Annotated in this window: 9 protein-coding genes; 5 read left to right on the forward strand and 4 right to left on the reverse strand. The window is 65.3% G+C overall.

Annotated features, from left to right (window positions below):
- Positions 1-88: 88 nt before the first annotated feature.
- The 3 genes from U1738_RS16820 (at position 89) to U1738_RS16830 (ending at position 2,693) form a co-directional block, all read left to right on the forward strand.
- On the forward strand, positions 89-523 hold the full coding sequence (locus U1738_RS16820; RefSeq protein WP_332790353.1) for a MaoC family dehydratase: 435 nt from the start codon (positions 89-91) through the stop codon (positions 521-523).
- Positions 524-654: 131 nt separating this feature from the next.
- Entirely contained in the window at positions 655-1,833 is a 1,179-nt protein-coding gene (locus U1738_RS16825) for an acetyl-CoA C-acyltransferase (protein ID WP_332790207.1), read from the forward strand.
- A gap of 383 nt (positions 1,834-2,216) precedes the next feature.
- Entirely contained in the window at positions 2,217-2,693 is a 477-nt protein-coding gene (locus tag U1738_RS16830; RefSeq protein ID WP_332790208.1) for a pyridoxamine 5'-phosphate oxidase family protein, read from the forward strand.
- Positions 2,694-2,810: 117 nt separating this feature from the next.
- On the opposite strand, the gene U1738_RS16835 is transcribed toward U1738_RS16830, so the two are convergent.
- Positions 2,811-4,058, reverse strand: a complete 1,248-nt coding sequence (locus tag U1738_RS16835; protein WP_332790209.1) for a polyhydroxyalkanoate depolymerase — start codon at positions 4,056-4,058, stop codon at positions 2,811-2,813.
- Positions 4,059-4,212: 154 nt separating this feature from the next.
- Between U1738_RS16835 and U1738_RS16840 the strand changes: the two genes are divergently transcribed.
- Together U1738_RS16840 and U1738_RS16845 are read left to right on the forward strand one after the other, a co-directional pair.
- Positions 4,213-6,009 carry an ABC transporter transmembrane domain-containing protein gene (locus tag U1738_RS16840; RefSeq protein ID WP_332790354.1) on the forward strand — a complete coding sequence of 599 codons (1,797 nt, stop codon included), beginning with the start codon at positions 4,213-4,215 and terminating at the stop codon, positions 6,007-6,009.
- Positions 6,010-6,156: 147 nt separating this feature from the next.
- Positions 6,157-7,314 (forward strand): saccharopine dehydrogenase family protein, encoded by a 1,158-nt coding sequence (locus U1738_RS16845; RefSeq protein ID WP_332790210.1) that lies wholly within the window; start codon positions 6,157-6,159, stop codon positions 7,312-7,314.
- Between the two features lie 137 nt (positions 7,315-7,451).
- On the opposite strand, the gene U1738_RS16850 is transcribed toward U1738_RS16845, so the two are convergent.
- The 3 genes from U1738_RS16850 to U1738_RS16860 form a co-directional block, all read right to left on the reverse strand.
- A complete protein-coding gene (locus U1738_RS16850; RefSeq protein WP_332790211.1) occupies positions 7,452-8,270 on the reverse strand; it encodes a DUF5694 domain-containing protein in 819 nt (272 codons plus the stop codon).
- A 70-nt stretch (positions 8,271-8,340) separates the two neighbouring features.
- The gene (locus U1738_RS16855) at positions 8,341-10,644 is read right to left on the reverse strand and encodes a ribonuclease R family protein (RefSeq protein ID WP_332790212.1); all 2,304 of its coding nucleotides are present in this window, start codon (positions 10,642-10,644) and stop codon (positions 8,341-8,343) included.
- Positions 10,645-10,662: 18 nt separating this feature from the next.
- Positions 10,663-11,988 (reverse strand): spinster family MFS transporter, encoded by a 1,326-nt coding sequence (locus tag U1738_RS16860; protein ID WP_332790213.1) that lies wholly within the window; start codon positions 11,986-11,988, stop codon positions 10,663-10,665.
- Between the last annotated feature and the right edge of the window lie 211 nt (positions 11,989-12,199).

The following is a 12,199-nucleotide window of genomic DNA, read 5'->3' on the forward strand; positions in this document are numbered from 1 at the left end:
GGCTTGCGTCGCGCGGGCCGTGGTGCCATTTGCGCAGCGCAACATCTTTTCGAGGAAGCGCACCGTGACGACGATCACCGCACAGGAAATGGCCGGCCGCATCGGCAAGGAAAGCGTCTCCGAATGGGTCGAGGTGAGCCAGGAGATGATCGACAAGTTCGCCGACGCGACCGGGGATCACCAGTTCATCCACGTCAACCCGGCGATGGCCGCGATGACCCCGTTCGGTGGCACGATCGCGCACGGTTTCCTCACCCTCTCCCTGATGCCTTTGCTGTCGTCCAAGATCATCGATCCGGTGACGATCGAGGGTGTGAAGATGGGTGTGAATTACGGCGGCAACAAAGTCCGCTTCCTCACCCCCGTCCGCTCGGGCAGCAAGGTCCGTGGCCGTTTCAAGCTTCTGTCATTCGACGAGAAGAAGCCTGGCCAGTGGCAGCAGACCAACGAATTCTCGGTCGAGATCGAAGGCGCCGACAAGCCCGCGATGATCGCCGAATGGATCAGCCAAATCTTCGTTTAAATTCTTATCGCAACAACCAAATCCGTCACCCCAGCGCAGGCTGGGGTCTCCCGGTTCGGGCCGCAGCGCTCGCCCCACAAAGACCCCAGCCTGCGCTGGGGTGACGACCCAGAGATAGAAGGACCACCAATATGCGTTCAGCCGTCATCGTCTCCACCGCCCGCACCCCGATCGGCCGCGCCTATCGCGGCGCGTTCAACAACACGCCGTCGCCCACGCTGGCGTCGCACTCCATCAAGGCCGCCGTCGAGCGCGCCGGGATCGAGGGTGGCGAAGTCGATGACGTCGTGTTCGGCTGCGCGCTGCAACAGGGCCACCAGGCCGGCAACATCGCGCGCACCTCGCTGTTGCGCGCGGGTCTGCCCGTCACGGTCAGCGGCATGTCGGTCGATCGCCAGTGCGCGTCCGGCCTGATGGCGATCGCCACCGCCGCCAAGCAGATCATCACCGACAACATGGACATCACCATCGGTGGCGGCGTGGAGAGCATCAGCCTCGTCCAGACCCCACAGATGCGCGTCGCGCCCGATCCCGAGCTGATTGCGATGCACCGCGACGTCTACATGCCGATGCTGCAGACCGCCGAAGTCGTCGCCAAGCGCTACGGCATCAGCCGCGACGTTATGGACGAATATGCGCTCCAGTCGCAGCAGCGCACCGCCGCCGCCCAGGCCGCCGGCTATTACGACAAGGAGATCGTGCCGGTCACCGCCAACATGGCGATCGTCGACAAGGAAACGAAGGCGGTCTCCTACAAGGAAGTCACGCTCTCCAAGGACGAAGGCAACCGCGCCGATACCACGCTGGAAGGGCTGAAGTCGCTGAAGCCCGTCATGGGCCCCGAGTTCACGATCACCGCCGGTAACGCCAGCCAGTTGTCGGACGGCTCGTCGGCCAGCGTTTTGATGGAGGAAGCGATCGCCTCGAAGCGTGGCCTCCAGCCGCTCGGCCGGTACATCGGCATGGCCGTCGGCGGCACTGAGCCCGACGAAATGGGCATCGGCCCGGTCGTCGCGATCCCGCTGCTGCTCAAGCGTTTCGGCCTCAAGATGGACGATATCGGCCTGTGGGAGCTGAACGAAGCGTTCGCGGTGCAGGTGCTGTATTGCCGCGACAAGCTCGGCATTCCGGACGAGCTGCTCAACGTCTCGGGCGGCGCGATCTCGATCGGCCACCCCTACGGCATGACCGGCGCGCGCGCGACCGGCCACGCGCTGATCGAAGGCAAGCGTCGTGGCGCGAAGCATGTCGTCGTCACCATGTGCATCGGCGGCGGCATGGGCGCGGCCGGTTTGTTCGAGGTGCTGTGAGGCGATCTTGAATTTTAACCCCAATACGATATGTATTGGGCTGGCGCTGACATATCGCCTTTCTGAGGGCCCCGGTCGTTGCAGCGACCGGGGCTCAATGGTTTTGAGCCTCACGTTTGGGGTCCGGCTTGCAGGCCGAACCCCGCCCGTGTGACTTAATCCCGACGTGAAACTTCGATAATCTTCACGACCAGGGTCGCGAAGGCGAAGATTACGCCGAGGGTAAGGCACAGATCGGACACTGACATATCAGTCCTTTCTGAGCTTGACGGCAGAATCGCCGCCGCTGTCATTTCTGCCGGGCGAAGTGCCATCGCGCAACTCGACGGAAACCCTTTGCCTCCTGCGCGTTACCTCCCCGAACCCGATCGAGGAGCACGCAGATGGCCGACACACACGAAATCAAACAGACCCTGTGGGACAAGATGTCCGCCAGCCCGTTCGTCATGGTCGGTCTCACCGATGGCCAGCATAGCGAGCCGCTGACCGCGCAGCTGGACAAGGATCAGGTCGACACCTTGTTCTTCTTCATCGGCAAGGACAATCGCCTCGCCGGCGGCGGTGATGCGATGGCGCAGTTCGTGTCGAAGGGGCACGATTTCTTTGCGTGCCTGAGCGGCACGGCGCGCGTGGACAACGATTTCGCGATGATCGACAAGCTGTGGAACAAGCAGGTCGAGGCCTGGTTTCCGGGCGGCAAGGACGATCCCAACCTTGCACTGCTGCGTTTCGACATCGCCAGCGCGGAATTGTGGGAAGCGGATGTATCGCTCACCGGCAAGCTGAAGATGCTGTTCGGCGGCACGATCAAGCCGAGCGAAGCTGGCAGTCACGCCAAGGTCGATACGACCGCAGCCTAACCTAACCGTCACCCCAGCGCAGGCTGGGGTCTCTATGAGGCGGGCGTAACGCCCGACGCCTGAGACCCCAGCCTGCGCTGGGGTGACGACGTTAAGCGGGGCGTCGGACCCCGCCCGTTAGGCGGCGTTATCCGCCATCCACTTCACCACCACCGGTGCGATCTTGTCGCGCCAGCGGCTGCCGTTGAAGATGCCGTAATGCCCGGCCCCTTCGGCCATGTAATATTTCTTCTTCGCCGCCGGCAGCTTGGTGGCGATGGTCAGCGCGGCCTTGGTCTGCCCCAAGCCGGAGATATCGTCCTTCTCGCCCTCGATCGCCAGAATGCCGATATCGATGATCGCAGCCGGATCGACCCTGCGGCCGCGATGCTGCATCGTGCCCTTGGGCAGCGCATGATCCTGGAACACCACGTCGATCGTCTGCAGATAGAATTCCGCCGTCATGTCGCAGACCGAACGATATTCCTCGTAGAAATCCTTCGATAGATCGGCGCTGTCCTCGTCGCCCTGCACGAGGTGTTTGAACATCTCGTAATGCGACATCATATGGTTGCCGAGGTTCATCGACATGAAACCGGCCAGCTGCAGAAAGCCCGGATACACCCGGCGTCCTGCCCCCGGATAGGTCGCAGGAATCGTCGCAATCACGTTCTGCGAGAACCACGAATGCGGCCGCTCGGTCGCCAGCGTGTTCACCGCGGTCGGTGCCTCGCGCGTATCGACCGGCCCGCCCATCATCGTCAGCGTCGCGGGGCGATGCGGGTGCTTGTCCGCGCTCATAACGCAGGCGGCGGCATAGCACGGCACCGACGGCTGGCAGACTGCCAGCATATGCGGCCGCTTGCCCTTGGCGTCGCCATCTCCGCCCTTGCCGATCATGTCGAGGAACTCGATCACGTAATCGACATAATCGTCCAGATCGAACGTCCCGTCCGAAAGCGGCACCTGCTTCGCATCACGCCAGTCGGTGATGTACACGTCCGCCACCGACAGCATCCACTCCACCGTACCGCGCAGCAATGTCGCGTAATGGCCGGACATCGGCGCGACGATCAGCAGCTTCGGCCCGCCGGTCAAACCCTTGCGCTTGAACCGCTTGAGCTGCCCAAAGGCCTTCCGCAGCACGATCTCCTCCTCGACCGCGACATCCTTGCCGTCGATGATCGTGTGATCCAGCCCGAATGCCGGCTTGCCGCGCGGGGCGGACGCATGCGCGAACACCTCGAGCGCGGAGGCCAGCACCGTTCCGCCACCCAGATAGGAGAACGGATTGGCCGGATTGTTCAGCCATCCCGCACTGAAATCGGCCATCGCGCTGGCACCGGCCAGCATGGATTTCTGCATTTCGTAGGCATTATAAAGCATTGCATACCCAAACTTTGAAATCGGTTCTTTTCGCACGTGCAGCAATACGCATAACGGGCAAAGGTTACAATGACACAAAGGAGCAACACTCCCTGCGATCATGGCCCGTTGAGAGACCGCCCCCACCCTGCTAGCGCTGAGCGCCATGTCCGACATGCCCCCAATTCCGATTCCGCCAGCTTCGGCCCCGGTGGAACCCGCGCCGAAACGCCGCCTCGGCGATCTCGCGATGGTGTGGCAGCATGCCCGCAAATATCCGCGCCAGATCGCCACCGCCGGCCTGGCGCTGATCTTCACCTCGGCAGCGACGATCGGCATCCCCTACGGCTTCAAGCGCGTGATCGATCGCGGCTTCGGCCCCGGCCAGGACGGTTCGGTCGATTCCTCATTCCATTACCTGCTGATGATCGTCGTGGTTCTCGCACTGGCGACGGCGGTGCGTTTCTACTACGTCTCCTGGCTGGGTGAGCGCGTCGTCGCCGACATCCGCACCTCGGTGCAGGCCCATCTGCTGACGCTAACGCCGCGTTTCTTCGAGGAGAACCGCCCGTCGGAGATCGCCTCGCGCCTGACCTCCGATACCACGTTGATCGAACAGGTCGTCGGCACCACCGTTTCGGTCGCATTGCGCAACAGTTTCACTGGCGTCGGCGGGCTCATCTATCTGTTCGCGATCTCGCCCAAGCTGGCCGGCATGCTGATGCTCGGAATCCCGGTCATCATCCTGCCGATGGCTTTGCTCGGCCGTCGCGTCCGCAACCAGTCGCGTCAGTCGCAGGATCGCGTCGCCGATGTCGGATCGATCGCGGTCGAAACGCTCGGCGCGATGAAGATCGTCCAAGCGTTCGGGCAGGAAAGCCGCGAGGCCAAGCGCTTCAGCGACGCCGTCGCCGCAACCTTCGCCGCGGCCCGTCGCCGCATTGCCCTGCGCGCGGTGATGACCGCGATCGTCATCGGCCTGATCTTCGGGTCGATCACGCTCGTATTGTGGGAAGGCGCGGTGGATGTCGCGGCGGGCCGGATCAGCGGCGGATCGATCGCCGCCTTCGTGCTGACCGGCGGCATCGTCGCGGGCGCTTTCGGCGCGCTGACGGAAGTCTATGGCGACCTGTTGCGCGGGGCCGGCGCGGCCAGCCGCCTGGCGCAATTGCTCGCCGAACGGCCCGAGATCGCGCCGCCCGCGCATCCCGCCACCCTGCCCGTTCCGGCCCGCGGCAGCCTCACCTTCGATCATGTCGAGTTCCGCTATCCGACGCGGCTCGACATGCCCGCTCTGCACGATTTCTCGCTCGACATCGCACCCGGCGAGACGGTGGCGGTGGTCGGCCCATCGGGTGCGGGCAAGACGACGTTGTTTCAGTTGATCCAGCGTTTCTACGATCCCGCCGGCGGTGAGATCCGCCTCGACGGCGTGGCGCTGCGCGATGCCGATCCGGCCGAGATCCGTCGCCGCATCGCCATGGTGCCGCAGGAAACCGTGATCTTCGGGGCCTCGGCCCGCGACAATCTGCGCTACGGCAAATGGGAGGCCGGCGACGACGAACTGTGGGCCGCCGCCGAGGCCGCCAATGCCGCCGAATTCCTGCGCAAACTGCCCGAGGGGCTCGACACCTTCCTCGGCGAAGGCGGTGCGCGCCTGTCGGGTGGACAGCGCCAGCGCGTCGCTATCGCCCGCGCCCTGCTGCGCGATGCGCCGATCCTGTTGCTCGACGAAGCGACCAGCGCGCTCGATGCGGAAAGCGAACGCCTGGTCCAGCAGGCGCTCGAACGCCTGATGTCGACCCGCACCACGATCGTCATCGCCCACCGCCTCGCCACCGTCCGCGCGGCGCAACGCATCATCGTGATGAGCGACGGCCGCATCGTCGAAAGCGGCAGCCATGCCGGCCTGATCAGCCAGAACGGCCTCTACGCCCGCCTCGCCAGCCTGCAATTCAACGAGGCGGCGTAACTACTCTCCCCTCCCGCTTGCGGGAACGGCTCCCTTTTACGCCCCTCCCGCTTGCGGGAGGGGCTGGGGGAGGGCATGAAAGAGGGTATACCGCGCGGACGGTCGGGCCCTCCCCCGCCCCCTCCCGCAAGCGGGAGGAGAGACAAAATGGCAAAAGACTTCGACATCATCGTCTACGGCGCCACCGGCTTCACCGGCCGCCTGGTCGCCGAATACCTCCTCGCCCGAAACGCGCCGCGCTGGGCGATGGCCGGCCGCTCGCTGACCAAGTTGCAGGAGGTGCGCGACGAGATCGGCGCGCCCGCCGACACGCCATTGATCGTCGCCAACAGCGACGACCCCGCCACTCTGAAGGCGATGTGCGAGCGCACCACCGTCGTCCTCACCACGGTCGGCCCGTACCAGCTCTACGGCAACGACCTCGTCGCCGCCTGCGCCGAGACCGGCACCGCTTATGTCGATCTGTGTGGCGAGCCGGCCTGGATGCGCCACATGATCGATGCGCACCACGAAACGGCCAAGCGCACCGGCGCACGCATCGTGTTTAGCTGCGGCTTCGATTCCATCCCCTTCGATCTCGGCGTGCTGACGCTGCAGGAGGCGGCGAAGGCCAAGTTCGGCCACCCTGCTCCGCGCGTGAAGGGCCGCGTGCGCAAGATGCAGGGCACCTTCTCCGGCGGCACCGCGGCCAGCCTGAAGGCGACGCTCGCCGCCGCCGCGCGCGAACCGAGTATCCTCGGCCTGCTCATCAACCCCTTCGCGCTCACCCCCGGCTTCGACGGCCCGAGCCAGCCCAAGGGCCTGCTGCCCGAATATGACGGCACGATCGGCGCGTGGGTCGCGCCGTTCATCATGGCGCCGATCAACACCAAGAACGTCCACCGCACCAACTTCCTGCTCGGGCAGGCGTATGGCAGCGACTTCGTCTATGACGAGATGATGGTCGCCCCCGGCCTCGGCGACATGGGCAAGGCTGCGGCGGAGGCGATCGCCCGGATCAATCCGATGGCGAGCGACAAAGGCCCCAAGCCCGGCGAAGGCCCCTCGAAGGAAGAACGCGACAACGGCTTCTACGATCTGCTGTTCATCGGCGAGATGCCCGGCGGCGAGCGCATCGACGCGGTGGTGACGGGCGACCGCGATCCCGGCTACGGATCGACCAGCAAGATGATCGCCGAGGCGGCACTCTGTCTGGTGAACGACGTTCAGGGCGATGGCGGCATCTGGACCGCCGGTGCATTGATGGGCGCGCCCTTGCGCAAACGCCTGATCGAGCATGCGGGGTTGACGTTCACGGCCGCTTGAAAAAACTTAAGCCCCTCCCCTTCAGGGGAGGGGTTGGGGTGGGGCCGTGCCGCAGATACTTGCGCTGGTCTCTTCGAGACGGGACTGCCCCACCCCAACCCCTCCCCTGAAGGGGAGGGGCTAAGAAACTACGCCCCTCACCGCACCGCCGCGGCCGCCCGTTTGAGATACGGCTTCACATCCACCGATACATAACCCGGCACCGTCGCCGCAAAGTGTCGCAGCCAATATCCGTGCCCCGCGCCGTACACCACCAGCACGCGGTCCCCCGGCGTCGCGACGTTCATCAGCTTGGCGAAGATCTTCGCATTGCGCAGATACCACATCGCGTTGAGGTCGGCGCCCGGTTGCTTGTCGCCGTCGCCGAACGCAAGCATGCCGTAGGACACCTGCTGCCCCGCCATCGGCGACGTCTCGTCGTTATAGGGGACGAGCAATTGCGGGATCGTCTGCCTGCCCATGCGCGCCTCGGCCGCCTTGGCCGCTTCTTTCAGCGGCGCGAACACCGCATCCAGCCGCGCGGCCTCGCCCTTGTCCTTGGCATAGGCTTGCACCTTGTCGAACGGGAAATAGTCCGGCTCGTCGCCCTGCGGCTGCTCGTCGATACCCTGTACGGATTTCAGCCCGGCGCGGGCGGCGATGCGAAAGCCCAGCTGCACGGTCTCGTCCGGGTCCTTGGTCAGCACTGCCGGCGCGAAGGCGGCATATTCCTTGACGTCGTAATCCGGGCCGGGCCGCTGCCGCTCGACCATCACCCGCGTCGGCCGGAACTTCGCGATCGCCTCGGCCAGCGCCGCCAGTTCGCGCTGTCGCTTCAGGGTCCTGACATCGTCGGCCTTGATGTTGACGACGTCGCGGCCGGGATTATCGAAATGATAGCTACCGAGCACCATCACCTGCACCGGTGCCACCGGCGTCGCAACCGCGGCCGCAGCGGCCATCATCATCCCGATCATTCCATCCTCCCATGTGTACTATAAATATAATACACCCGGAAACGAAGCTGTCGAGACGCAAATCTCGGATTTAGCGCTTCTTCCCCTGATGCCGGATATTCGCCGGTCGCCCGCGCCGCTTGATCACCCGCGCCGGCGTCACGCCGCGCTCGCGGTCCGGCCGTTCCGCCTTTCCGTCGACCATCTCGAAACGCAGCCCGCCCGATACCGGGTTCGCCTCGGCCAGCCGCAATTGCAGCCGCTGCCCGCTGGCGAAGGTCGTGCCCGAATGCTCGCCGACCAGTGTCCGCGCCTTCTCGTCGAAGCGGAAATATTCCCCTCCGATGTCTCGCACCGGCATCAGCCCGTCGCCGCCGATCCCCTCGACCGTCGCGAAGAAACCGAAATTCGTTACGCCGGTGATCCGCGCATCCACCACGTCGCCGACCCGTTCGGCCAGGAACGCCGCGACATAGCGATCGATCGTATCGCGTTCCGCCTCCATCGCGCGGCGTTCGAGTGCGGAAATGCCCTCGCCGATCCGCTCCATCCCCGCCGCTTCGCCGTCGGTCAGCCCGCCCGGCCCGAGCTTGAACGCGCTTACCAGCGAACGATGCACGATCAGATCTGCATAGCGGCGGATGGGCGACGTGAAGTGCCCATAACTGCCCAAAGCCAACCCGAAATGCCCGAGATTGGCCGGCGCATAATAGGCCTGGGTCTGCGTGCGCAGCACCTGTTCCATGATCTGCTGCCGGAAATCCGCTTCACCCACGCGATCGAGGATGTGGTTGAACGTGCGCGGCTGCACCACCTGCCCGAGCGCGAATTCCACCCCGAACGTCTTGAGGTAATCCTTCAGTGCGACCAGTTTCTCGCGGCTCGGCGGCTCGTGCACGCGGTACATGACGGGGGCCTTGCGGCTCTCCAGCGCCTTGGCCGCCGCGACGTTCGCCGCGATCATGTAATCCTCGATCAGCCGCATCGAATCCAGGCGTTCGCGCGGGGCGACCGACATGATCCGGCCCTTCTCGTCCAGCACGACGCGGCGTTCGGGCAGGTCGAGATCGAGCGGCCCCCGCTTCTCCCGCGCCTTGTACAGCGCGTGCCAGCAGGCCCAGAGGGGCTGGAGGATTTCTAAAAGCCCCTCCCCTTCAGGGGAGGGGTTGGGGTGGGGCAGTCCAGCAATGCCAGTCTCGGTGAGACTTCCCCCACCCCCAACCCCTCCCCTGAAGGGGAGGGGCTTAGAATCTATAACCGCCTGCGCATCCTCATAAGCAATATTCGCTGCCAGCCGCACCACCGCCCGCGTGAAGCGCCAGCTCTTCAGCTCGCCATTCTTCCCCACCCGCAAATGGCACGCCAGAGCCGCCCGATCGACGCCCTCCTTCAGCGAACACACATCCGCCGACAGGATCTCCGGCAACATCGGCACGACGCGATCCGGGAAATACACCGAATTGCCACGCCGCCGCGCCTCGCGATCCAGATCGGAACCGGGCCGTACGTAGAAGCTCACATCCGCGATCGCGACGATCGCCTTCCATCCGCCCTCGTTGGCCGGGTCGTCATCCTCCGCCGCCCACACCGCATCGTCGTGATCGCGCGCATCCGCCGGATCGATCGCCACGATCGGGATATCGCGCAGATCCTCGCGATCGTCGCCCAGCGGCAGCGCCGCCATCCGCGTCGCCTCGGCCAAAGTCTCCGGCGAAAACACCGTCGGGATGCCCAGTTTGTGGATCGCGATCAGCGAGAAACTGCGCGGCGCGAACGGATCGCCCAGCACTTCCGTCACGCGCACGGTGATGCGCGGCGGTCGTCCGCCTTTCTCCGCCAGCACCAGATCGCCGGCTTCCGCCCCGCCCGCATCCGCGACCAGATATTCGCTGCGGTCGCGCTTCTCGACGCCGGTCAGCCACAGCTTCCCGCCTTCCTGCCGCAGCACGCCGAGCACCAGTTCCTCGCCCTTGGCCAGCGCCTTCATCGGGTGCGCGATCCAGCCCGCGCCCGCTTCTTCGGTCCGCGCCAGGATCCGGTCGCCGATTCCCAGCGCCCCGCGCCGGCCCTTCTCGCGCACCCGCAGTTTCGGCGGCGGCGTCTCGGCGTGCCAATTTTCCGGCACCGCCCAAACGTTTCCGCCGTCATCGACATCGGCGATGCGCAGCACCGTCACGCGCGGCACCCCGCCCATCTTGTGGAACGCCCGCGCGCCGGCGCCGTCGATCAGCCCCTCGTCGGCCATGTCCTTGAGCAGCGCCTTCAGCCCGATCTTCTCCTGCGCGGTCAGCCCGAACGCCTTGGCGATCTCGCGCTTGCCCGCCGGCGTCGCACTGGTGGAGATGAAGTCGATGATCTGGTCGCGCGACGGAAGGCCGGTGGATTTCTTGGACATGGCCATCAGCCTAGAGCGTCACGCTGCTGCCGTCACCCTTTCCTGCCGCCGCTTCAGGATCACGCCCGCGCGCCAGTAGTGGAAGATCGCCCAGGGCGTCGCCGCCACCGCCGCCACCAGCGCCCAGCGCAGCGATTCCGCCTTCCCCACATACGGCACCAATGCATCGCTCAGCAGCCCGATCGACGTCGGTCCCAGCCCCAGCCCGACCAGGTTGATCACCAGCAACGTGATCGCCGCCCACATCGCCCGCATCCGCAAGGGCGCCAGCCCCTGCAACATCGCGAAGGTCGGCCCGAGATAGGAATTGGCGAACAGCATGTTGAACGCATAGGCACCGATCGCCACCGCCGGAATGTCGGTCGTGAAGAAGATCAAAGTGAACGGCAACGCGGCGCATTTCAGCAGCCCGACCATCCAGCTCTGCGCGTGGATGCCCCAGCGCTTCGCCGCCCAGTCCGCCACGCGCCCGCCGCCCACGCCCGATACCGTGCCCAGCACCGCCGCGATCGGCGCGACGATCAGCGCCACCTGCCCGACCGAAAATCCCAGCGAGCGCTGCAGATAGCTCGGCCCCCAATAGGTCGTCGCATAACCGATCAGCGAGGTCAGCGTGACGGCCAGCACCAGATGCCGCGCCGCTGCATCACGCCACATATCGGCGAAGACGGACCAGATGCCGGGCAACTCCCCCGGTCCTGCAGCACTATCAACCGCGCGCGCCGCGTCGGACAATCCCCGTCGCGGCTCGACCACGAACATCCGCACGATCACCGCCAGCAAAATCCCCGGAATGCCGATCGCGATGATCGCCACGCGCCAGCCATAATGGCTCGCCAGCCACCCGCCGAGCATCGTGCCGAACCCGCCGCCCAGCACCACGCCCAGCGAATAGATCGCCATCGCGCTGGCCCGCTTCTCGACCGGATAGAGATCGGCGATGATCGAATGCGACGGCGGGCTGGACCCCGCCTCCCCCACGCCCACGCCGATCCGCGCGAGCAGCAATTGCACGAAATTCTGCGCCAGCCCGCACAAAGCGGTCATCAGGCTCCACAGCGCCAGCGACACCGCGATGATGTTGCGCCGGTTGGAGCGATCGGCGAAGCGCGCCACCGGAATGCCCAGCCCGGCATAGAAGACCGCGAACGCCAGCCCGCCCAGCATCCCCATCTGCGTGTCGGACAGTTTCAGGTCAGCCTTGATCAGCTCGACCAGGATCGAGAGGATCTGCCGGTCCATATAGCTGAAGAAATACACCATCGTCAGCAACGCGAGCGTCATCGTGCGCCGCTTCAGCGCCAGCGTATCGGCGATCTCGGGATGGGTCGCGGCGAGCGTCACGATGGCTCCCTCTTCATCCATGAGAGGAAACGGGCGCGCCGAATCCCATTGCCGTCACCCCGGGCTTGACCCGGGGTCCCGCTTCTTCGCCACCCAAGCGCCCGCTCGAGGAAAGCGGGACCCCGGATCAAGTCCGGGGTGACGGAGAATTGAGATGCAGGCTGCGCTTCACCGCACATGAATCCGGGATCAAAGATCATCGCAGGCCTTT

This window comes from Parasphingomonas caseinilytica, from assembly GCF_036663755.1.
GTDB lineage: Bacteria > Pseudomonadota > Alphaproteobacteria > Sphingomonadales > Sphingomonadaceae > Sphingomonas.